Here is a 20,382-nt window from a genome sequence, read left to right on the forward strand (position 1 = left end):
GTCCGCCTCTGGCAGTACCCACCCCGCAGCGCTGGGCAGCGCCCTCACGCTCGCCATTTCCCGCCACGGCCCGCCGCCCGACTGCATCTCCCGATTATTCGCAAATCGCGAACACTGTCCTCGGACTTTGCTACGTAGTCAGTGCACGGCGCCTTGCCTACTATGCACACACCCCAGGCGAACACCACTGGTGAACGAATACAGCGGTAGCAATAACTAACTTCACAGCCTATCCAGGCGCCCCCTGACCGGAGATCATCATGACGAACCCCAAGCTCGAAGTCCTGACCCCGCAAAACAGCCAGCTGATCTTTATCGACCACCAGCCGCAGATGGCCTTCGGGGTGCAGTCGATGGACCGCCAGGCCCTGAAGAACAACACCGTTGGCCTGGCCAAGGCGGCGAAGATCTTCAATATCCCGACCACCATCACCACGGTGGAAACGGAGTCGTTCTCGGGCTTCACCTACCCGGAACTGCTGGATGTGTTCCCGGACCACAAGCTGCTGGAGCGCACCTCGATGAACTCCTGGGACGACCAGAAGGTGCGTGACGCCCTCAAGGCCAACGGTCGCAAGAAGGTGGTGGTGTCCGGCCTGTGGACCGAGGTCTGCAACAACAGCTTTGCCCTTTGCGCCATGGCCGAAGGCGACTATGAGATCTACATGGTGGCCGATGCCTCCGGCGGCACCTCGAAGGAAGCCCACGACTACGCCATGCAGCGCATGGTCCAGGCCGGCGTGGTGCCGGTCACGTGGCAGCAGGTGCTGCTGGAATGGCAGCGCGACTGGGCCCACCGCGACACGTATGACGCGGTGATGAAACTGGTCAAGGAGCACTCGGGCGCCTACGGTATGGGGGTGGACTACGCCTACACCATGGTCCACAAGGCCGCGCAGCGCACCGCCACGCCGCATGAGGCACTGGCCGCCGTGCCTGCCCGCTGAGCCGGCACTGAACCAGCCGCAAGCTCACCCGATCCCTTGATTGCATCCAGGAGTCCCATCATGACCACCATTACGACGCAGGACGGCACGCAGATCTTCTACAAGGACTGGGGCAGTGGCAAGCCCGTGGTCTTCTCCCACGGCTGGCCCCTCAATGCCGATGCGTGGGACGCGCAGATGCTGTTCCTGGTGCAGCAGGGGTTCCGGGTGATCGCCCATGACCGCCGCGGCCACGGGCGATCGGACCAGCCGGCGCAGGGCAACGACATGGACACCTACGCCGACGACCTGGCCGCGCTGCTGGACGCGCTGGACCTGCGCGATGCCACGCTGGTGGGGCATTCCACCGGTGGCGGCGAGGTGGCGCACTACATCGGCCGCCATGGCACCGGCCGTGTCGCCAAGGCGGTGCTGATCGGCGCGGTGCCGCCGATCATGCTCAAGACCGCGGCCAACCCCGGCGGGCTGCCGATCGATGTGTTCGACGGCATCCGCAAGGGCGTGGCCGACAACCGCTCGCAGTTCTACCAGGACCTGGCGACGCCGTTCTTCGGCTTCAACCGCCCCGGCGCCAAGGTCTCGCAAGGCACCATCGATGCCTTCTGGGCGCAGGGCATGGCCGGCGGCATCGTGGGCCAGTACGCCTGCATCAGGGAATTCTCGGAAGTGGACTACACCGAGGACCTGAAGAAGTTCGACGTGCCCACGCTGATCCTGCATGGCGATGACGACCAGATCGTGCCCATCGATGCTGCGGCGAAGCGGTCGGTGGAACTGGTCAAGGGCGCGACCCTCAAGGTGTATCCGGGCGCTTCGCACGGCATGTGCGTGGTCAATGCCGACCAGGTCAACGCCGACCTGCTGGCCTTCCTGAAGGCCTGAGCCCGATGTCAGTCACCCGCCGGCAATTTATCGCCTCGGCCGCCGCGCTCGGCGCGGCGCCGCTCTCGGAGACCTTCGCCATGCCGCCTGGCAGCCAGCCCAGCCTCATTCTCGTCAACGGCAAGTTCGCCACGCTCGACAAGTCCAGGCCGCAGGCGGACGCCGTTGCGATCCGCGACGGGCGTTTCGTCGCCGTCGGCACGCGCCAGGACATCATGAAGCTGGCCGGCGCGCAGACGAAGGTGGTCGACCTGAATGGCCGGCGCGCCATTCCCGGGCTGATCGACAGCCATATGCATATCATCCGCGGCGGCCTGAACTACAACATGGAGCTGCGCTGGGACGGCGTGCGCTCGCTCGCCGACGCCATGCGCATGCTGAAGGAACAGGTCGCGCGCACGCCAGCGCCGCAATGGGTGCGGGTGGTGGGCGGCTTCACCGAGCACCAGTTCGCCGAGAAGCGGCTGCCCACCATCGAGGAACTGAATGCCGTGGCGCCCGACACCCCGGTCTTCATCCTGCACCTGTACGACCGCGCCATCCTGAACGGCGCCGCGCTGCGCGCGGTGGGCTACAGCAAGGACACCCCGAACCCGCCCGGCGGCGAGATCGCGCGCGATGCGCGCGGCAATCCCACCGGCCTGCTGCTGGCCAGGCCCAACGCCACCATCCTCTACGCCACGCTGGCCAAGGGCCCGAAGCTGCCGCCTGAATACCAGAAGAACTCCACGCGGCATTTCATGCGCGAGGTCAACCGGCTGGGTGTCACCGGCGTGATCGACGCCGGCGGTGGCTACCAGAACTACCCGGAGGACTACAGCATCATCGAGGAACTGCACCAGGCCGGGCAGCTCACGGTGCGCCTGGCCTACAACCTGTTCACGCAGAAGCCCAAGGAAGAGCTCAGCGATTTCAAGACCTGGGCCTCCAGGGTGAAGCCTGGCCAGGGCGACGACCTCTACCGCCACAATGGCGCCGGCGAGATGCTGGTCTACACCGCTGCCGACTTCGAGGACTTCCGCGTCGAGCGCCCCGAGATGGCGCCGTCGATGGAGGCCGACCTGGAGCCGGTGATCCGCCTGCTCGCGGAGAAGCGCTGGCCGTGGAGGCTGCATGCCACCTACGACCAGACCATCTCCCGTGCGCTCGATGTCTATGAAAAGGTGGCCAAGGACGTCCCGTTCAACGGCCTGAACTGGTTCTTCGACCACGCCGAGACCATCTCCGACCGCAATATCGACCGCATCGCCGCACTCGGCGGCGGCATCGCGGTGCAACACCGGATGGCCTACCAGGGCGAGTACTTTGTCGAGCGCTACGGCGCACGCGCGGCCGAGGCGACGCCGCCGGTGAAGAAAATGCTGGAGAAGGGCGTCAAGGTCGGCGCCGGCACCGACGCCACGCGCGTGGCCTCTTACAACCCGTGGGTGTCGCTGTACTGGCTGACCACTGGCAAGACCGTGGGCGGCATGTCGATGTACCCGCAGGCCAACCTGCTCGATCGCGAGACCGCGCTGCGGCTGTGGACCGAGGCCAATACCTGGTTCTCGTCCGAAACCGGCAAGAAGGGCCAGATCAAGGCGGGCCAGCTGGCCGACCTGGCGGTGCTGTCCGCGGATTACTTCAGCGTGCCGGGCGACGAGATCCAGGACATCACCTCGGTGCTGACCATCCTCGGCGGCGAAGTGGTCTATGGCGACGGCGACTTCGGCAAGCTGTCGCCCGCCATCCCGCCGGCCATGCCGGACTGGTCGCCGGTGCGCCACGCGGGCGGCTACCAGCCGCGCCCGCAAGCCCAAAAGCTGGCCTTGAACACAGCCTGCGGCTGTGCCAGTTCATGCGGCGTGCACGGCCATGCGCATGCCAGGGCCTGGACGGCCGGCGTGCCCACCTCGGACGAGAGTACGTTCTGGGGCGCGCTGGGTTGCTCATGCTGGGCGTTCTGATGCCGCTGCGTTGCCGATACCAGGAGACCCGACCATGACTGCCCATCCCATCCGCCCCACGGCGCGCGCGGCGACCACGCCCGGCGCGCCCTCGGCCTGGCTGCGCTGGCTGGCGCTGCTGGCACTGTCCGCGCCCTACCTGCAGGGTGGACTGGTCAAGGCGGCTGACTTCGGTGCCGCCATCGCCGAGATGCAGCACTTCGGCCTGGCGCCGGCCGCGCCGCTGGCAGCGGCCGTGATCGTGCTGGAACTGGGCGCGGCCGCGCTGATGCTGAGCGGGCGGCTGCGGTGGCTGGGCGCGCTGGCGCTGGCCGTCTTCACCTTGTTGGCAACCTTTGTCGCCAACCGCTTCTGGCAGGCGCCGCCGGATGCACGCTTCGGGCAGGCCAACGCCTTCTTCGAGCATATCGCGCTGGCCGGCGGCCTTTGCCTGGTCGCCTGGGAAGACCTGCGGCAACGCCGCGCGGGCAGGGGCCAGGCATGAGCCCGGCCGCCAAGCCCGCGCCGATCCCCGGTGCCGCCGCGCCGGCCGGCGGCAGCTTCGCGCCGCTGGCGCATGGCACCTTCGCCGTGCTGTGGGCGGCGACGGTGCTGGGCAATATCGGCAGCTTCATGCGCGATGTGGCCAGCGCCTGGCTGGCGACTGACCTGTCGGGCTCGCCCGCCGCGGTCGCCATGATCCAGGCGGCCGGCACGCTGCCGGTGTTCCTGCTGGCGATTCCCGCCGGCGTGCTGTCTGACATCCTCGACCGCCGCCGCTTCCTGATCGTGATCCAGGTGGGGCTGGCAATGGTCAGCGGTTCGCTGATGCTGCTGGCATGGCAGGACGGGCTGACCATCGAGCTGCTGATCGGCCTGGCTTTCCTGGGCGGCATCGGCACCGCGATGATGGGGCCGACCTGGCAGTCGATCGTGCCGGAACTGGTGCCGGCCGGTGAGCTGAAGCCGGCGGTGGCGCTGAACTCGCTGGGCGTCAATATCGCGCGCGCCATCGGGCCGGCCGCGGGCGGCCTGTTGCTGGCCGCGTTCGGCGCGGCGGCGACCTATGGCGCGGACGTGGCCAGCTATCTGTTCGTGATTGCCGCGCTGCTGTGGTGGAAGCGCCCGGCACGCGCCGAAGACCCGCTGCGCGAGCATTTCTTCGGTGCTTTCCGCGCCGGCGTGCGTTTTGCCAGGGCGCACAGCAAGCTCCATGTGGTGCTGCTGCGCGCGGCCTGCTACTTCGCGCTGGGCAGCAGCATCTGGGCCTTGTTGCCGCTGGTGGCGCGCCAGATGCTGCACGGCGGCGCATCGCTGTACGGCATGCTGCTTGGCGCGGTCGGCGTGGGTGCGATCCTGGGCGCGCTGGTGATGCCGCGCCTGCAGAAACGGCTGGACCTGGACCAGCTGATGCTGGCCGCGGCACTGGCTACCGCCGCGGTGATGGCGGTGCTGTCGGTGGCGCCGCCGGCATGGGTCGCCATGCTGGCGCTGCTGCTGCTTGGCGCCGCGTGGATCCTGGCGCTGACCACGCTGGCCGGCACGGCCCAGGCGATCCTGCCCAACTGGGTGCGCGGCCGCGCGCTGGCGGTCTACCAGATGGTGTTCAACGGCGCCATGGCGCTGGGCAGCCTGGTGTGGGGCTTTGTCGCGCAGGGGCTGGGCACTCCGGCGGCGCTGATGATCGCCGCGGCCGCGCTGTGCGTGGCCGCCTTCGTCATGCACCGCGTCAAGCTGCCGCGTGGCGAGGAAGACCTGGGCCCGGCACGGCACTGGCCAGCGCCCGAAGCCGCCGAAGAGGTGGCGCACGACCGCGGCCCGGTGATGATCCTGATCGAATACCGCGTGCGCGCGGCCGACCGCCAAGGCTTCCTGCAAGCCATCCACAAGCTGTCCGAGGAACGGCTGCGCGACGGCGCGTTCAACTGGGGCGTGATGGAGGACCCGGCCGATGCCGAGGCCTACACCGAGTGGTTCCTGGTCGAATCCTGGGCCGAGCACCTGCGCCAGCACGAGCGCGTGCCGCACGCGGACGCAGACCTGCAGCGCGAGGTCGCGCGCTTCCACACCGGCGAAGGGCCGCCGCGGGTGCGGCACCTGCTGGCAGCGGGGCGGCCTCTGGAATAAGCAAGCCATAGCGACGGCCTTCCGATCTGCCGCTGCGGAACTCCCCTCTCCCGCTTGCGGGAGCGGGGCAGGGGTGAGGGCAGGCGTGGCGACCGACACCGCCCTTCAGGCAATGCCGCCACCCTGCCACCTACGCGTCCCTCGTCCCCAAGGACCCCCCATGCACAACCAGCTGTTTATCGACGGCCGCTTCGTCGACGCCCTTGACGGGGACACCCTCGACGTCGTCAATCCGCACGACGGCAGCCTGATCACGCGCGTGACCGCGGGCGCGCAGCTCGATATCGACCGCGCCGTGGCCGCGGCACGCCGCGCCTTTCCCGCATGGTCGCGCCTCGCCGCCGGCGAACGCGGCAGGCTGCTGGCACGGCTGGCCGACGCCATCGAGGCCGACACGGGTCTGGCCGAACTCGAAAGCGCCGACACCGGCCACCCCATCCGCGATGCGCGCGGCCTCGACGTACCGCGCACCGCCGCGTGCTTCCGTTACTTCGCGGGCATGGCCGACAAGATCGAAGGCACCGTGGTGCCGGTCGAACCCGGTTTTCTCAACTATGTGCAACGGGCCCCGGTCGGCGTGGTGGGGCAGATCGTGCCGTGGAACTTCCCGCTGATGTTCACCGGCTGGAAGCTGGGGCCGGCACTGGCGGCGGGCAATACGGTGGTGCTCAAGCCGTCGGAGCTGACGCCGCTGTCCGCGCTGCGCGTGGCGGCGCTGGCGGCTGACGTCGGTTTCCCGCCGGGCGTGATCAACGTCGTGCCCGGCTTCGGCAACGTGGCCGGGCAGCGGCTGGCCAATCATCCCGACGTGGACAAGATCGCCTTCACGGGGTCCACTGCCACCGGCCGGCGCATCGTCGAGGCCTCGCGCGGCAACCTCAAGCGCATCCAGCTAGAGTTGGGCGGCAAGGGCGCCAATATCGTCTTTGCCGATGCCGACCTGGATACCGCCGTGGCGGGCGCGGCCTGGGCCAGCTTCCACAACCAGGGCCAGGCCTGCATCGCCGGCTCGCGCCTGCTGCTGCATGAGGACATCGCCGATGCCTTCCTCGAGCGCTTCGTGGCGCTGGCGCAATCGATCCGCGTGGGCGATCCGGCCGACCCTGCCACCGAGATGGGGCCGCTGACCTCGGCCGCCCACCGCGACCGCGTGCTGGAGTCTGTGGAGATGGCACAGGCCCAGGGCGGCACCGTGCTGGCCGGAGGCAAGGCCCCTGCCGACCCCGGCCTGCGCCAGGGCTTCTATGTCGAGCCCACTGTGGTCGCTGCGCGCCCGCAGGACCGCATCGCCCAGGAAGAGGTCTTCGGCCCGGTCGTCACGGTGCTGCGCTTTGCCAGCGACGAGCAGGCGCTGGCCATCGCCAACGCCACGCAATACGGGCTGGGCAACGGGCTATGGACGCGCGACCTGGCCCGCGCGCACCGCCTCGCGCGCGATATCCGCGGCGGCATGTGCTGGGTCAACTGCTACAAGCGCGTCCATCCGGGCAGCCCCTTCGGCGGCGTGGGTGAATCCGGCTACGGGCGCGACATGGGGTTCGAGGCGATGCACGGCTACACCGAGTCGCGCTCGGTATGGATCAACGTGGATGCCGGCATTGCGCCGCACTTTGCGCGCTGAAGCCCGCGCGGCACCACCAATCATTTCAGGGAGAACGCAATGAAGCTCTATCTGGTATCACTGGCCGCCGGCATCCTGGTCGGCATCATCTATGCACTGCTGCAGGTGCGCTCGCCGGCGCCGCCGGTGGTGGCGCTGATCGGCTTGCTGGGCATGCTGATCGGCGAGCAAGTGGTGCCGCCCGTCAAGCGCCTGCTGGCGGGCGAGGCGGTCACGGTGGCCTGGTTCCGTGGCGAGTGCGTGCCGAAGATCACCGGCGCACCGTCGGCGCCGACGGCGGCACGCCCGGCTGCGGAAGCAGCACGGGACGAGCCGCAGGCGCACTAGGCATCGCGCTAGCTCAGCGCCAGCGTGCGTTGCCGCGCCAGTTCCGCCCAGCGCGCCGCTTCGGAAGCGACCAGTGCATTCATCGCCTCGCGTCCGCTGGCCACGACTTCAAAGCCATTGTCGTACAGGTACTGCGTGACGGCCGCTTCGCGCAGCGTCTGGCTGACTGCGGCGGCCAGGCGGTCGAGCTGCGCGGCCGGCGTGCCGGCCGGCGCGATCATGCCGACCCAGGAATAGGTGACCAGGCCCGGCCAGGTGTCGGCCAGCGTGGGCACCGTCGGCAGATGCGGATTGCGCGCAGAAGAGCTGACCGCGAGCGCCCGCAGCTTGCCGGCCTGCAGTTGCGCCAGCACCAGCGGCAGGCTGGCGAACATCGAATCGACATGGCCGCCCAGCAGGTCTTTCAGTGCCGGGGCGCCGCCGCGGAACGGCACGTGCAGGCCATGGGTGCCGGCGGCCTGGTGGAACCATTCGGCGGTCAGGTGGTTGGAACTGCCGACACCCACGGAGGCATAAGACACCTCGCGCCATTGTCGGCACGCCCGCACATAGTCCTGCAGCGTGCGCCACGGCGACGCGGCCGGCACCACCAGCGCCATTGGCGCGCGCACCATATACGACACGCCGGTGAGATCACGCCCGGCGCGGTAAGGCAGGTTCGGGTAGGCCAGCGGCTCGGTCGCATACGAGTCATAGACCAGGCCGATGGTGTGGCCGTTGGCCTTGCTGCGCGCCACGATGCCCGTGCCGATGGTGCCGCCGGCGCCGTCGTGGTTCTCGATCACCACGGTCTGGCCGAGCCGGCGTCCGAGGCCAACATGGACTGCGCGCGCGGTCTTGTCGACCACGCCGCCTGGCGCAAACGGCACGACCAGCACCAGCGGGCCGTTGCTGCGCGCTTGTGCGCCGGTGCGGCCGGCCAGCAGCATGGCCGCGGCGCCGCCCAGCACCAGGCGACGGCGATGCAATGCACGGATCTGCATGACGGATCTGCCCCTCGTTCGCTATGATTGCCGTCGAACTGCCTTCTGATCGCGGCCGGGATGTCGCCGCGCCTCACCGTTGTGCAAGCAACCGCGGTACGTTCGGCCTTGCTGGCCCGGCGAGGGCCAGATGGTAGCACTGCGGTGGGTCATGATCCTCTTCGCACGGGTTTGCCATGGACCGTTTTCTCAGTATCGAAGCCTTTGTCAGGGTCGCGGACACGTTAAGCTTTGCCGAGGCCGCGCGCCAGCTCGGCGTGACCAATTCCGTCGTCAGCCACCGCGTGCAGCAGCTCGAGAAGTACATCAACGCGCCGTTGTTCCATCGCAGCACGCGGCACGTGCGCCTGTCGGAAGTGGGCGAGACCTACTACCGTCAATGCGCCGACGTGGTCGCCAACCTGGCCGACCTGACCGACCAGATGCGCGACCTGCGCGCCACCCCGGCGGGGCGCCTGCGCATCCAGGTGCTGCCCGGCTTCGCCATTGGCCACTTCGCCGATATCCTGGCCGGCTTCAGCCAGCAGTATCCGGATATCGAACTGGACGTCGTCGTCAACGACCGCGTCATCGACCCGATCGAGGAAGGCTTCGACGTGGCCTTCCAGATCTTCGCGCCCCAGAACGATTCGCTGATCGCGCGGCGCCTGTTCACACTGCGCCGGATCTTCTGCGTGGCCCCGGAGTTCATTGAACGCTGGGGCAAGCCGGAGCGGCCGGCGGACCTGATCTGCAGCAAGGTGGCGCTGTACTCCGCCTACCCGACCCGCAACAAGTGGACCTTCTCGCGCGATGCCGAATCGGTCGAGATCGACCTGGCCCCGCGCATGCGCACCAACTCCGTCCACCTGCTGCGCGACTATGCGGTCAGCGGTGCCGCCGTGGTTTGCCTGCCCACGCTGGTCGCCAGCGAAGACCTGCTGGCCGGCCGGCTGGTCCCGGTGCTGCACGACTATGCGCTGTCATCGTTCGAGTTCGCCGCCGTGTATCCGGCCACGCAGCGGCAGGCGCTGAAGGTGCGGGTGCTGGTGGACTACCTGGCGGAAAGGCTGCAGGGCGAGCCGCCGTGGGATGTGCCGTTGATGGAGAGGGGGTGGGTGCGGTAAGGGGGAGCGATAAGCCAGTGCGACGAGGCTTCACTATCGCAGGCCGATGTAGGGGAGCATCGAGCCTTGGGACGTCCGGCGATGCCCAGAGACACGGTCGCGGCATTCATTTCCGTTGCCGAAAGGATGGTTGATATAACGCCCGGAAACGGTATCCGCCCGCTCGATTTCTTCAAACGTGAGCGCCTTGGCCCATGCGCCGAAGGGCCGGGCCTCGGGGTAGCGGGCCAGTTCGTAGAAGCCATCGTGGCCTTGCCACAGGCCTGGCTGTTGCTGACCGCGGCCACCGACCCGTCCGCCTGCAGGTCCACCGCGAAATCCTTGCGTTGGTAGCGCAGCAACTCGGCGGCGCCGGGCATCAGGCCGGGGCCGGCTGCGGTGGTGCGCTGGAACGAGCGAGCCCCGTCAGCGGAAATGCGGCTACGATAGCGTCGATCCCCAATCGTTCACCGCAAGCGATATGCTGGAACTCAGACCGGGCTGCGAGCATTGCAACAAGCCCCTGCCACCCGCATCGACCGAAGCCCGTATCTGCTCGTACGAATGCACCTTCTGCGCAGACTGCGTGGATACGCTCCGCAATGTCTGCCCGAACTGCGGGGGCGGCTTCGTGCCGCGTCCGGTGCGCCCGGCACGCGACTGGAAGAACGGCAACTACCTCGGCAACAACCCGGCCAGCACCAGGGTCAAGCACCGGCCGGTGGACCTCGAGGTGCATGCCCGCTTTGCCGGGGCGATCGCCCCGGTCCCGCCCGAGCAGCGCTAGCGGTGGCCTGGGCTAGCCCTTGGATTTCGGCTTGAGCAACTCGCCAGCCTCCTTCACATTTTGCTCGGCGCGCTTGCTGATCACGGCCAGCGCTTCGGCCTGCGCCTTCTGCGCGGTTTCGGCCAGCGCGCGCATGTTCTCCAGTGCCTGGTGCAGCTGCTGCTGCACGAATTCGCTGTGCTTGGCCATGGCCTCGGCAGGATTGCCCGCGGTGCTGTACTGCTGAGCGGCCGCCTGCAGCTGCTGCATGGTCTGGGCGAAGATCTCCTGCTGCTTCTGCACCAGGGCCTGGATGCCCTCATAGGCCAGCTTGTTGGCCTCGGTCAGGGCCTCGATGTCCTTGCGGCGCGCTTCCATTACCGCGCTCATGTCCACGCCCGGCAGGCGGAACTGTTCCATCATCTTGGTGAAGTCTGCAAAGGGATTGGGAGGCGTGGCCATGCTGGGTCTCCTTCTGGAAGGACTGGCAGGGTGGCCGGCGGCGGGGATGGAGCGTGCCCTTCGGCCGGGTTCCTGTCCACTATAGCCGGTATCCGCACACTTCTGGCCGTCAATCGAGGAAGACCCTAAAGTTTCCGGACCCCATGCCGTTGGCATCCATAGCCCGCAAGTGCGTCGGCCCGAGCGGGCCCGTCCGCGGACGATGAGAGCGAAGAACGCCGCGCCGTCCCAGGCGCGGACCGGCACTTCGCCGTAACCAGTGCTAATCAGGTAGAAGACATGAAGAATCTAGGCATCGGGGTCCGCCTCGGCATCGGCTTTGGGGTGGTATTGCTGCTTTCTGCGTTCATGACGGTATTCGGCATGATGCGCCTGCAACAGGTGGCTGAGCGCACGCACGCGATGATGCAGCAGCCGCTGACCAAGGAGCGGCTGGTCAGCGACTGGTACCGCCTCATGCACACCAGCGTGCGCCGCACCACGGCGGTGGCGCGCAGTGCCGACCCGTCGCTCGGCGCGTTCTTCGCGGCCGAGACCAAGGCGTCGATCGAAGGCATCGCCGCCTTGCGCGACAAGCTCCAGCCCATGCTCAGCTCGGCCGAGGAAAAGGCCGCATTCCAGAAGATCCTGAGCGTGCGCGACCCGTACAACAACGGCCGCGACAAGATCACCAAACTCAAGCAAGAGGGGCTGACCGAAGAGGCCAACCAGGTGCTGGAGAAAGAGTTCGTCCCGGCCGGCGACGCCTACCTGGGCGAGATCCAGAAGCTGCTCGACATCCAGCGCGCCAGCATCGACGCCACCGCGCGCGAGATCAACAGCATCTACGTCAACGCCCGCAACAGCCTGATCGGGCTCGGCGTGGTGGTGCTGGCGATCGGCATCGCGTTCTCGGTATGGCTGACGGCAGGCATCACGCGGCCGCTGCATCGCGCCGTGGCGGTGGCGCGCACCGTGGCGTCGGGCGACCTGACCAGCCGCATCGACGTCGACAGCCGCGATGAAACCGGACAGCTGCTGCAGGCACTGGCGGACATGAACGCCAATATCCTGCGCATCGTACGCCAGGTGCGCGCGGGCACCGAGTCGATCGTGTCCGGCACCAGCCAGATCGCGGCCGGCAACACCGACCTGTCGCAGCGCACGGAAGAACAGGCCTCGTCGCTGCAGCAGACCGCGGCCAGCATGGAAGAGCTGACCAGCATCGTGCGCCAGAACGCCGACAACGCGCGCCAGGCCAGCACGCTGGCGGTCAATGCCTCGGACATCGCCGAGAAGGGCGGCGACGCGGCGGGCAAGGTTGCCGAGACCATGGAGGAGATCAACGGCGCGTCGAGGAAGGTGGTCGACATCATCGCCGTGATTGAAGGCATCGCTTTCCAGACCAATATCCTGGCGCTCAATGCCGCGGTGGAAGCCGCGCGCGCCGGCGAACAGGGCCGCGGCTTCGCCGTGGTCGCGGGCGAGGTGCGCACGCTGGCGCAGCGCAGCGCTTCCGCAGCCAAGGAGATCAAGGCGCTGATCGGCGATTCGGTCGATCGCGTCGAGAAGGGTTCCATGCAGGTGACGCAGGCCGGCCAGACCATGGTGGAGATCGTTGCCGCGGTCAAGCGCGTGACCGACATCATGGGCGAGATCAGCGCGGCCTCGGCCGAGCAGAGCGCCGGGATCGAGCAGGTCAACCAGGCGGTGACGCAGATGGATACCGTGACGCAGCAGAACGCGGCGCTGGTGGAAGAGGCCGCTGCTGCAGCAGGCTCGCTGGAGGAGCAGGCGCAGCGGCTGAAGGAGGCGGTGTCGACGTTCAGGCTGGCGGCGTAAGCGTAGCCTGCTTGTTTTCTCCCCTCTCCCGCAAGCGGGAGAGGGGAGCACCCCCCATCACAGCAGACGCTCACCGCGCCTTCAGGAACTCCCCCACCTCCAGCAGCACCAGCTCGTTGTCGTCCGCCTTGTTCGGCTCGCGGCTGCTGCTGAAGGGCAGGTTGTTGTCGTTGCCCACCACGATATGCGTGGCGTCGACCACGTCGACGTTCTCGATGGTGAAGAACGGGAACGCCAGCACGCCATCGGTCAACGGCTTGCGCGCAAGCTTGCCCGGGTCGGCAATGCGCAGCAGGTCGATATAGCCGATCTTGCGCAGCGGCCCGCCGGCGTTGGCATCGCTCAGCTCGACCTTGTACACGCGCTTGAACTTCGCCACATCGTCAAAGCAGTCCGGGCGCTTCTGCCCGGCCGGGCAGGCCTTGTCCGGCGTGCCTTCGCCGTTGTCGCGCTCGATGATAAGGCCGGTGGTGGCATCGATCATGTTGAAGTCGCCGATGGCGTGGCTGGCGCCTTCCAGTACGTACTTCCAGTGGCGGCCGGTCCAGGCCTGCTGCCTGACATCAAACTCCAGCACGCGCAGGTAGGGCTTGCCGCCTTCGTTCTCGTAGCCCTTGGCGGCCTCGTCCCACAGCGCGCCTTCCAGCAGCGCGTACAGCTTGCTGCCATCGGGCGAGGACGCCATGCCCTCGAAGCCCTTGGAGCGCCGCACCTGGAACTTCACGCTGCCGTCTGGCGCACCGGGCGCGGTGACGGCGGGATGGTCGGGCGAGCGCACCACCTTGCCGTCGACCTTGGTGTCGAACACGGCCAGCACCTTGCCGTCCAGGTCCGCCTTGATCAGGAACGGGCCGAACTCGTCGCCGATCCAGATCGCTCCGTCGGCGAACTGGAAGCTCTCCGTATCGAAATCCGACCCCGTCAGGTAGCGCTGCCTGGTGCCCTCGTGGACGATGCGGAACGGCACCTTCTGGTCCGGGTCGTGCAGGAAGATGGTCTTCAGGCGCTGCAGGCGGCCGCTGCCGAAGTCCACCTTGTAGTGGTTCAGGTACAGCATGAAGTCCGGCGAGTTGGCCTTGGCGCCGGCGCCGTTGTCGGTCAGCACCCAGAAGCTGCCGTCGGCCATGCGCTTGATGCCGGAATGCCCCTGGGCCGGCTGGCCGCGGAACGGCAGCGACACGCCGGTGGGGCGGCCATTGGACTTGCCTTCGACCGTGCCCGGCGTGTCCACGCGCTGCGCGGTGGTGAACTTGCCGCTGACCTGCAGGTCAGCGGGCGCGTCCTTCGGCACGGCAAGCAGGGTCTGGGCCGGCAGCACCGCGTGGCCTGCCAGCGTGGCGGGGTAGGCGACAGGGGCCTGCGCCCACGCCTGCGCCGCGCCCAGGCAGCCCAGTGCGATGGCCGCCGGGGCCAGCAGCAAATGACGAGACATTGTGGTTTTCCTTGGCGTTGAAGAGGACAAAACCCTGCATTGTCGGCGCCAAGTTTGACAGAGCTGTGATCCGTGGGGCGCACGGCCCCGGCATGTTGCGTCGCAGCGTAGATGCGATATGGGCACCGTGCCGGTGCAATCTGCGAACGATCATGCTGTGCGGGCGGGCCCAAACGCGGCACCGGCATCCGGATTTCTGCCGATAGCCGCGCAAAAAGCAGTGGGTTTTCAGGCCCCTGAAAGCAAACTGAGGCAAAATTCTATTTTTCGCCTAGTATGCCGCCGCGCTGTGACCCAGCAGGCGGATGTCCTACCACCCGTTCGAGGATCTGAGAGAAGCAATGAGTACCCAGCAACCCACCATCATCTACACGCTGACCGACGAAGCTCCGCTGCTGGCGACCAGTGCGTTCCTCCCGATCATCCAGACCTTCACCAAGCCCGCCGGCATCAACGTCACCACCAGCGACATCTCGGTGGCGGGCCGTATCCTGGGCGAGTTCCCCGAATTCCTGACCGAAGCGCAGCGCGTGCCGGACAACCTGGCCGAGCTGGGCAAGCTGACCCAGCTGCCGGACACCAACATCATCAAGCTGCCGAACATCAGCGCCTCGGTGCACCAGCTGGTCAGCGCCATCCGCGAACTGCAGGGCAAGGGCTACAAGGTGCCGGACTATCCGGAAGATCCGAAGAACGACGAAGAAAAGGCAATCCAGAAGCGCTATTCCAAGTGCCTGGGCTCGGCCGTGAACCCGGTCCTGCGCGAAGGCAACTCCGACCGCCGCGCACCGGCAGCGGTCAAGAACTTCGCGCGCAAGCACCCGCACAGCATGGGCGAGTGGAGCATGGCCTCGCGCACGCACGTGGCGCACATGAAGCATGGCGACTTCTACCACGGCGAAAAGTCCATGACCCTGGACCGCGCGCGTGACGTCAAGATGGAGCTGGTCACCAAGAGCGGCAAGACCATCGTGCTCAAGCCCAAGGTCTCGCTGCTGGATGGCGAGATCATCGACAGCATGTTCATGAGCAAGAAGGCGCTGTGCGACTTCTATGAAGAGCAGTTCGAAGACGCGCGCAAGACCGGCGTGATGCTGTCGCTGCACGTCAAGGCGACCATGATGAAGGTGTCGCACCCGATCGTGTTCGGCCACGCCGTCAAGATCTTCTACAAGGAAGCCTTCGCCAAGCACGGCGCGCTGTTCGACGAACTGGGCGTGAACGTCAACAACGGCCTGGTCAACCTGTACGAGAAGATCGAGGCGCTGCCCAGCTCCAAGCGCGAAGAGATCATCCGCGACCTGCACGCCTGCCACGAGCATCGCCCGGAACTGGCGATGGTGGATTCGGCCAAGGGCATTTCCAACCTGCACGCGCCCAACGACGTGATCGTGGATGCCTCGATGCCGGCCATGATCCGCATCGGCGGCAAGATGTGGGGTGCCGACGGCCGTCCGAAGGACACCAAGGCCGTGATCCCGGAAAGCACCTTTGCCCGCATCTACCAGGAGATCATCAACTTCTGCAAGACCAACGGCAACTTCGACCCGACCACCATGGGCACCGTGCCCAACGTGGGCCTGATGGCGCAGAAGGCCGAAGAATACGGCTCGCACGACAAGACCTTCGAGATCGCCGAAGACGGCGTCGCCAACATCGTCGACCTGGCCACTGGTGAAGTGCTGCTGACGCAGGATGTCGAGCAGGGCGACATCTGGCGCATGTGCCAGGTCAAGGACGCGCCGATCCGCGACTGGGTCAAGCTGGCCGTGACGCGCGCGCGCAACTCGGGCATGCCGGCGGTGTTCTGGCTGGACCCGTACCGTCCGCACGAAGCCGAGCTGATCAAGAAGGTCGAGACCTACCTGAAGGACTACGATACCAACGGCCTGGACATCCAGATCATGTCGCAGGTGCGCGCCATGCGCTACACGCTGGAGCGCGTGATCCGCGGCCTGGACACCATCTCGGTGACCGGCAACATCCTGCGCGACTACCTGACCGACCTGTTCCCGATCATGGAACTGGGCACCAGCGCCAAGATGCTGTCGATCGTTCCGCTGATGGCCGGTGGCGGCATGTATGAGACCGGCGCCGGCGGTTCGGCTCCGAAGCATGTCAAGCAACTGGTGGAAGAAAACCACCTGCGCTGGGATTCGCTGGGCGAGTTCCTGGCGCTGGCGGTGTCGCTGGAAGACGTTGGCATCAAGACCGGCAATGCCAAGGCCAAGATCCTGGCCAGGACGCTGGATGCTGCCACCGGCAAGCTGCTGGACAACAACAAGAGCCCGTCGCCCAAGACCGGCCAGCTGGACAACCGCGGCAGCCAGTTCTACCTGGCGATGTACTGGGCGCAGGAACTGGCCGCCCAGTCGGAGGACGCCGAACTGGCCGCGAAGTTCGCGCCGCTGGCCAAGACGCTGACCGACAACGAGCAGAAGATCGTTGGCGAACTCGGCGCCGTGCAGGGCCAGCCGGTGGATATCGGCGGCTATTACATGCCGGAAGCCGACAAGCTCAGCGCCGCGATGCGCCCGAGCCAGACGCTGAACGCCGCGCTGTCGACCGTGACGGCCTGACCGGACTGGCCCGCTCGGCGGGCCGGCAGGTGTCGCAACCCCGGGCCCTGGCCCGGGGTTTTTCTTTGCGCCGCGGAAGGCGTTATGGCTGCTGCGCTTCCATATGGATGTCCCACCCCTGTTCCGGGCCGCTCTTCTGGTCCCGGTAGGTCCAGAGCGCGCCGCAGTCCTGGCAGACGAAGCTGCTGATGGTGACGGCGGCGGAGCCGGCGGGCTTGATGCGTCGGGTGTCGGTGATGCGCAGTGCCGCGTGCCCGGGGGCGCCGCGCACGTGGCGTTCAATGGCCTGGCAGGCAGTGCAGAGTGTCATCCGTGTCTGTTCCGTTCGATCGGCCACTGTAGCATGCCGGCGCCTTCGGGGCCGGAAGTGGGAGGGGTACATGCCGCATACACAGGATTTCGCCCGGCGAGACCCTCAACCCGCACTTTCCCCGTGATTTGGGCCCGATCCGGTGAAGTTCGTTGACACGCCTGGGTGGGGCCTGTATAAGGATGAGTGCAGGATCTTTCAAGCAGCAACCTAGAAGTCCAGGTGCTTGCCCACACGGCGCCACTTTTTCTCCTTGTGTCTTCCTTGATCGTCATGCCTTGCCGGCGCTTTTGCCGGTGAGAAAAAACTTATTGAGGAATCCAACATGGAAACCGGTACCGTCAAGTGGTTCAACGATTCGAAGGGTTTTGGCTTCATTACGCCTGATGCAGGCGGCAACGACCTGTTCGCGCACTTCTCCGAAATCCAGGGCAACGGCTTCAAGTCGCTGCAAGAAGGCCAGAAGGTGCGTTACGTCGCTGGCGTCGGCCAAAAGGGCCCGGCCGCGACCAAGATCGAGCCGATCTGAATCGCACCGACCTGAGTTGAGCTGAGCGCCGAGGCGCCAGTCCAATGAAAAAAGCTCCGCCAACGCGGAGCTTTTTTATTTCCGTTGCCGCAATTCCCCGCAACCGTGAAATAAAGCCACTGCTGGCGCGGCAACAAGCGTAGAGTGGGGGCAGGATCACCAAACGGCGGAGGCTGCCATGGATATCTATCCGGCTGCAACTTACAAGGGCTACGACCTCTATCCCCTTGTGTACAAGCACGCCGCCGAGCGCGTGTGGCCCGAGCCGCGGCCGGACCGTTCCTTCGATGCTGCCGTGGTGATCTGCCTGGAAGGCGAGTCGCCAGAAGGCATGCAGGCGCGCACGTTCCGCCTGGACGCCGCACCGTGGGATAACGTCGGTGGCGCGCGACGCGGTGCGTTGCGCTATGCCGAGGCCATCATCAATGGCGCGGTGCCGGGGGTGTCGGTAATAGCGGCCGGCGCGCCGATGGCATCCTGAAGCTCCGACGACGGGCCCTGGCGCCGTGGTGCATTTGCGCCGCTGACGCCCGCGCCGGGCCATGGCTCATGCCGTGCGCGTGATCCAATGAGTTCAGCAATCCTTCCCATCAGCGCGGCACGATGCCGCATGGAGATGTCGTGAGCGACAGCAGTCCCAGCCGCAGTCCCGGCAACACTGTTCCCGGCAGTACGCCCTTTGCCAGCTACAAGGGTTTCGATCTGTATCCCCTGGTTTATCGCCATCGGCCTGAGCAGGCCTGGCCGCGCACCAAGCCCGACAACAGCTTCCTCGCGTCGATCGTGATTTGCCGCGAGGGCTATCGCCCTGGCAGCGACCATGCGCGCGTGTACCCCATGAGCGAGTCGCGCTGGGAGAACATCGGCTCGGCGCGCCGCGGCGCGCTGCAGTTCGGCGAAGACATCATCAATGGCCTGGTCGCCGGCGAATCCGTGACGTCGATCTAGGTATCCGGTTCCGTAGCGCGGCCTGGTCACAGGCCAAGTTGCGGAGCGGGGAAACAGGCGCGGCGCTATCCGTCAGACTGCAAGGAGTCCGTTCATGGACATGCGTTCGGGATCATCTGGTTTTCTGTGCACGTTGCCCGGTGAGGGCAAAGGCATCACCTATCACGTTGCAGTCTGCTTTATCGATGCGGAGCGCCCCACCGGGGTGTTGTTTACCAGCTTCGTGGGTATGGGGCGGCGGTCGTTCGGCGTGCTGGCCGAGCCAGGGGCCCTGCAGGGCCAGCTTGCCGCCAGCGGCGAGGTGCTGTGCCGCCTGGCCATTGGCCAGGTGGTACGCGACCAGCTGCACGACAAGGCGCGCGAGGGCGATGCGGTGCTGGACCTCGCCGCCGCGCCATGGGACGGCGAACTGAGGCCGGTCGGCGCGGGGCTCAGGACGGCCCGGCCGCATGTGCGCGTGCTTGGCTGAGGCCGCACGCAGTCGTCAAGCCAGGTCAGTCAGATCTGGAATACCGGGTCGCCGTGGCGCTCCAGCAGCGCTTCGATCAGCGCCATGTCGGTAATCTCGGGAGTACGGTCTTCAACCGCGCGCGACGGCCCGCAATAGGTGGCCGTTACGTGGCGCCTGACGGTCAGCACGCCGGAAGCGGGCGGTGCGACTTCAACCGCCTGCCACGGTGCATGCCGGTAACTGCCTGCCTGCCAGCCTTCGGGCGTCAGGTGCACGGCTTCCCATTCTTCGATGACGGACATGATCGGTTCTCCTTGATTGAGGGATGAATCGTTAGCGGGACGGCACGCGCCGGCGCGGCGCATGCCATGACGACGGCCTACGACTTGTGCCGGTAGTTGATGCGCCCCTTGGTGAGGTCATAGGGCGACATCTCCAGCGTGACGCGGTCGCCCGCCAGCACGCGGATGCGGTTCTTCTTCAGCCGCCCGGACGAATACGCCCAGACTTCGAAGCCGTTTTCCAGGATCACGCGGAAACGGTTGTCGGGCAGGACTTCCGACACCTTGCCGCCGAATTCGACCAGTTCTTCTTTTGCCAAGGAGGCTCCTTGCTGTAGCCGCGCCGCTTGTGCGCGAGCTGTTGTGACGGCCAACTGGACACCAACTGGCCGATGGGATGGGGCTTACGGTGCCTGGCTTACTGCTGGCGCAGGCGTGCTGCGGCGCGTTCGCCGGCACGGCGGGCGGACTGCCTGGCGCGGGCTTCAGAGCGGTGCGTGTCGTGGCGCATTGCCACGTTGGCGACGATGCGTTCGGCGCCATTGCGGTATTCCGCAATCATGTAGGTCGCGAACCAGAGGCCGGGTTCCTGCTGGATGGGATAGACGGAAACGGTGTAAGGGGTAGGGTTGACTCGATTCAATGTGATGCCTGTTCTGAGGCACGGCCGCAGGGGCGCGGAGCATCGTTCCGATGCAGGCGTCGCGCGGTGGCGGCCGTTCGCCGTTGCTGTAGGCCAGCGTCGGGCCCGCGCGGCTGCGCAGGCGTTGCATCTGGCGTGAAGTGGACCATGCCTGCGCAGGCCGATGCGCCAGGTACAGGAGCGATCGTTGCGGAGCGGACGTGCCGCTGGTCGGATAGGGTGGTGGGCCGTTCTGCATCGGCTGGCCCAAAGACGCATCGGGT

At 66.8% G+C, this 20,382-nt stretch carries 22 protein-coding genes; 15 read left to right on the top strand and 7 right to left on the bottom strand.

Annotated features, from left to right (window positions below; translation table 11 throughout):
• Positions 1 to 260: 260 nt before the first annotated feature.
• The 7 genes from AC3WQZ_RS01610 to AC3WQZ_RS01640 all read left to right on the top strand — a co-directional run bounded on the left by AC3WQZ_RS01610 (position 261) and on the right by AC3WQZ_RS01640 (position 7,829).
• The gene (locus AC3WQZ_RS01610) at positions 261 to 947 is read left to right on the top strand and encodes a hydrolase (RefSeq protein WP_010812814.1); all 687 of its coding nucleotides are present in this window, start codon (positions 261 to 263) and stop codon (positions 945 to 947) included.
• Between the two features lie 60 nt (positions 948 to 1,007).
• Positions 1,008 to 1,829 carry an alpha/beta fold hydrolase gene (locus tag AC3WQZ_RS01615; protein ID WP_010812815.1) on the top strand — a complete coding sequence of 274 codons (822 nt, stop codon included), beginning with the start codon at positions 1,008 to 1,010 and terminating at the stop codon, positions 1,827 to 1,829.
• Between the two features lie 5 nt (positions 1,830 to 1,834).
• On the top strand, positions 1,835 to 3,775 hold the full coding sequence (locus tag AC3WQZ_RS01620) for an amidohydrolase (RefSeq protein WP_010812816.1): 1,941 nt from the start codon (positions 1,835 to 1,837) through the stop codon (positions 3,773 to 3,775).
• 34 nt (positions 3,776 to 3,809) lie between these two features.
• Positions 3,810 to 4,259, top strand: a complete 450-nt coding sequence (locus AC3WQZ_RS01625) for a DoxX family protein (protein ID WP_010812817.1) — start codon at positions 3,810 to 3,812, stop codon at positions 4,257 to 4,259.
• Positions 4,256 to 5,881, top strand: coding sequence for an MFS transporter (locus AC3WQZ_RS01630; protein WP_454749700.1), 1,626 nt, complete (start codon positions 4,256 to 4,258; stop codon positions 5,879 to 5,881). Before AC3WQZ_RS01625 ends, AC3WQZ_RS01630 begins: the two co-directional genes overlap by 4 nt.
• A gap of 160 nt (positions 5,882 to 6,041) precedes the next feature.
• Positions 6,042 to 7,502, top strand: a complete 1,461-nt coding sequence (locus AC3WQZ_RS01635; RefSeq protein WP_439669249.1) for an aldehyde dehydrogenase family protein — start codon at positions 6,042 to 6,044, stop codon at positions 7,500 to 7,502.
• 39 nt (positions 7,503 to 7,541) lie between these two features.
• Positions 7,542 to 7,829, top strand: coding sequence for a XapX domain-containing protein (locus AC3WQZ_RS01640; RefSeq protein WP_010812820.1), 288 nt, complete (start codon positions 7,542 to 7,544; stop codon positions 7,827 to 7,829).
• An 8-nt stretch (positions 7,830 to 7,837) separates the two neighbouring features.
• Here the strand turns inward: AC3WQZ_RS01640 and AC3WQZ_RS01645 are convergent, their stop codons facing one another.
• A complete protein-coding gene (locus tag AC3WQZ_RS01645) occupies positions 7,838 to 8,812 on the bottom strand; it encodes a tripartite tricarboxylate transporter substrate-binding protein (RefSeq protein ID WP_010812821.1) in 975 nt (324 codons plus the stop codon).
• Positions 8,813 to 8,988: 176 nt separating this feature from the next.
• Here AC3WQZ_RS01645 and AC3WQZ_RS01650 point away from each other — a divergent pair, with 176 nt between their 5' ends.
• Positions 8,989 to 9,918 (top strand): LysR family transcriptional regulator, encoded by a 930-nt coding sequence (locus tag AC3WQZ_RS01650; protein WP_010812822.1) that lies wholly within the window; start codon positions 8,989 to 8,991, stop codon positions 9,916 to 9,918.
• 460 nt (positions 9,919 to 10,378) lie between these two features.
• Positions 10,379 to 10,684 carry a DUF1272 domain-containing protein gene (locus AC3WQZ_RS01655; RefSeq protein ID WP_010812824.1) on the top strand — a complete coding sequence of 102 codons (306 nt, stop codon included), beginning with the start codon at positions 10,379 to 10,381 and terminating at the stop codon, positions 10,682 to 10,684.
• A 12-nt stretch (positions 10,685 to 10,696) separates the two neighbouring features.
• On the opposite strand, the gene AC3WQZ_RS01660 is transcribed toward AC3WQZ_RS01655, so the two are convergent.
• Positions 10,697 to 11,125, bottom strand: a complete 429-nt coding sequence (locus tag AC3WQZ_RS01660; protein ID WP_010812825.1) for a phasin family protein — start codon at positions 11,123 to 11,125, stop codon at positions 10,697 to 10,699.
• 279 nt (positions 11,126 to 11,404) lie between these two features.
• Between AC3WQZ_RS01660 and AC3WQZ_RS01665 the strand changes: the two genes are divergently transcribed.
• Positions 11,405 to 12,946: a methyl-accepting chemotaxis protein gene (locus AC3WQZ_RS01665; protein WP_058696526.1), complete on the top strand. Its 1,542-nt coding sequence runs from the start codon at positions 11,405 to 11,407 to the stop codon at positions 12,944 to 12,946.
• A gap of 70 nt (positions 12,947 to 13,016) precedes the next feature.
• Here the strand turns inward: AC3WQZ_RS01665 and AC3WQZ_RS01670 are convergent, their stop codons facing one another.
• Positions 13,017 to 14,378: an esterase-like activity of phytase family protein gene (locus tag AC3WQZ_RS01670; protein WP_492299932.1), complete on the bottom strand. Its 1,362-nt coding sequence runs from the start codon at positions 14,376 to 14,378 to the stop codon at positions 13,017 to 13,019.
• 341 nt (positions 14,379 to 14,719) lie between these two features.
• Between AC3WQZ_RS01670 and AC3WQZ_RS01675 the strand changes: the two genes are divergently transcribed.
• Entirely contained in the window at positions 14,720 to 16,957 is a 2,238-nt protein-coding gene (locus tag AC3WQZ_RS01675; protein ID WP_010812828.1) for an NADP-dependent isocitrate dehydrogenase, read from the top strand.
• 82 nt (positions 16,958 to 17,039) lie between these two features.
• On the opposite strand, the gene AC3WQZ_RS01680 is transcribed toward AC3WQZ_RS01675, so the two are convergent.
• Positions 17,040 to 17,267: a hypothetical protein gene (locus AC3WQZ_RS01680; protein ID WP_010812829.1), complete on the bottom strand. Its 228-nt coding sequence runs from the start codon at positions 17,265 to 17,267 to the stop codon at positions 17,040 to 17,042.
• A 325-nt stretch (positions 17,268 to 17,592) separates the two neighbouring features.
• On the opposite strand from AC3WQZ_RS01680, the gene AC3WQZ_RS01685 reads away from it, so the two are divergent.
• The 4 genes from AC3WQZ_RS01685 to AC3WQZ_RS01700 all read left to right on the top strand — a co-directional run bounded on the left by AC3WQZ_RS01685 (position 17,593) and on the right by AC3WQZ_RS01700 (position 19,213).
• Positions 17,593 to 17,796, top strand: coding sequence for a cold-shock protein (locus tag AC3WQZ_RS01685; protein ID WP_010812830.1), 204 nt, complete (start codon positions 17,593 to 17,595; stop codon positions 17,794 to 17,796).
• 178 nt (positions 17,797 to 17,974) lie between these two features.
• Positions 17,975 to 18,277, top strand: a complete 303-nt coding sequence (locus AC3WQZ_RS01690; protein ID WP_010812831.1) for a hypothetical protein — start codon at positions 17,975 to 17,977, stop codon at positions 18,275 to 18,277.
• Positions 18,278 to 18,417: 140 nt separating this feature from the next.
• Positions 18,418 to 18,744, top strand: a complete 327-nt coding sequence (locus AC3WQZ_RS01695; RefSeq protein WP_010812832.1) for a hypothetical protein — start codon at positions 18,418 to 18,420, stop codon at positions 18,742 to 18,744.
• A gap of 94 nt (positions 18,745 to 18,838) precedes the next feature.
• The gene (locus tag AC3WQZ_RS01700; protein ID WP_492299933.1) at positions 18,839 to 19,213 is read left to right on the top strand and encodes a hypothetical protein; all 375 of its coding nucleotides are present in this window, start codon (positions 18,839 to 18,841) and stop codon (positions 19,211 to 19,213) included.
• Between the two features lie 29 nt (positions 19,214 to 19,242).
• On the opposite strand, the gene AC3WQZ_RS01705 is transcribed toward AC3WQZ_RS01700, so the two are convergent.
• The 3 genes from AC3WQZ_RS01705 to AC3WQZ_RS01715 form a co-directional block, all read right to left on the bottom strand.
• A complete protein-coding gene (locus tag AC3WQZ_RS01705; RefSeq protein WP_010812834.1) occupies positions 19,243 to 19,497 on the bottom strand; it encodes a hypothetical protein in 255 nt (84 codons plus the stop codon).
• A 77-nt stretch (positions 19,498 to 19,574) separates the two neighbouring features.
• Positions 19,575 to 19,796 (bottom strand): translation initiation factor IF-1, encoded by a 222-nt coding sequence (gene infA / locus AC3WQZ_RS01710; RefSeq protein WP_008646230.1) that lies wholly within the window; start codon positions 19,794 to 19,796, stop codon positions 19,575 to 19,577.
• 98 nt (positions 19,797 to 19,894) lie between these two features.
• Entirely contained in the window at positions 19,895 to 20,119 is a 225-nt protein-coding gene (locus AC3WQZ_RS01715) for a hypothetical protein (RefSeq protein WP_037023361.1), read from the bottom strand.
• Positions 20,120 to 20,382: the final 263 nt, after the last annotated feature.

Source organism: Cupriavidus sp. FW305-26 (genome assembly GCF_058787975.1).

Excerpts from the sequence above, each read along its gene's own strand:
- AC3WQZ_RS01610 (WP_010812814.1), top strand. The coding sequence starts at position 261 with ATGACGAACCCCAAGCTCGAAGTCCTGACCCCGCAAAACAGCCAGCTG.
- AC3WQZ_RS01615 (WP_010812815.1), top strand. The coding sequence starts at position 1,008 with ATGACCACCATTACGACGCAGGACGGCACGCAGATCTTCTACAAGGAC.
- AC3WQZ_RS01620 (WP_010812816.1), top strand. The coding sequence starts at position 1,835 with ATGTCAGTCACCCGCCGGCAATTTATCGCCTCGGCCGCCGCGCTCGGC.
- AC3WQZ_RS01625 (WP_010812817.1), top strand. The coding sequence starts at position 3,810 with ATGACTGCCCATCCCATCCGCCCCACGGCGCGCGCGGCGACCACGCCC.
- AC3WQZ_RS01630 (WP_454749700.1), top strand. The coding sequence starts at position 4,256 with ATGAGCCCGGCCGCCAAGCCCGCGCCGATCCCCGGTGCCGCCGCGCCG.
- AC3WQZ_RS01635 (WP_439669249.1), top strand. The coding sequence starts at position 6,042 with ATGCACAACCAGCTGTTTATCGACGGCCGCTTCGTCGACGCCCTTGAC.
- AC3WQZ_RS01640 (WP_010812820.1), top strand. The coding sequence starts at position 7,542 with ATGAAGCTCTATCTGGTATCACTGGCCGCCGGCATCCTGGTCGGCATC.
- AC3WQZ_RS01645 (WP_010812821.1), bottom strand. The coding sequence starts at position 8,812 with ATGCAGATCCGTGCATTGCATCGCCGTCGCCTGGTGCTGGGCGGCGCC.
- AC3WQZ_RS01650 (WP_010812822.1), top strand. The coding sequence starts at position 8,989 with ATGGACCGTTTTCTCAGTATCGAAGCCTTTGTCAGGGTCGCGGACACG.
- AC3WQZ_RS01655 (WP_010812824.1), top strand. The coding sequence starts at position 10,379 with ATGCTGGAACTCAGACCGGGCTGCGAGCATTGCAACAAGCCCCTGCCA.
- AC3WQZ_RS01660 (WP_010812825.1), bottom strand. The coding sequence starts at position 11,125 with ATGGCCACGCCTCCCAATCCCTTTGCAGACTTCACCAAGATGATGGAA.
- AC3WQZ_RS01665 (WP_058696526.1), top strand. The coding sequence starts at position 11,405 with ATGAAGAATCTAGGCATCGGGGTCCGCCTCGGCATCGGCTTTGGGGTG.
- AC3WQZ_RS01670 (WP_492299932.1), bottom strand. The coding sequence starts at position 14,378 with ATGTCTCGTCATTTGCTGCTGGCCCCGGCGGCCATCGCACTGGGCTGC.
- AC3WQZ_RS01675 (WP_010812828.1), top strand. The coding sequence starts at position 14,720 with ATGAGTACCCAGCAACCCACCATCATCTACACGCTGACCGACGAAGCT.
- AC3WQZ_RS01680 (WP_010812829.1), bottom strand. The coding sequence starts at position 17,267 with ATGACACTCTGCACTGCCTGCCAGGCCATTGAACGCCACGTGCGCGGC.
- AC3WQZ_RS01685 (WP_010812830.1), top strand. The coding sequence starts at position 17,593 with ATGGAAACCGGTACCGTCAAGTGGTTCAACGATTCGAAGGGTTTTGGC.
- AC3WQZ_RS01690 (WP_010812831.1), top strand. The coding sequence starts at position 17,975 with ATGGATATCTATCCGGCTGCAACTTACAAGGGCTACGACCTCTATCCC.
- AC3WQZ_RS01700 (WP_492299933.1), top strand. The coding sequence starts at position 18,839 with ATGGACATGCGTTCGGGATCATCTGGTTTTCTGTGCACGTTGCCCGGT.
- AC3WQZ_RS01705 (WP_010812834.1), bottom strand. The coding sequence starts at position 19,497 with ATGTCCGTCATCGAAGAATGGGAAGCCGTGCACCTGACGCCCGAAGGC.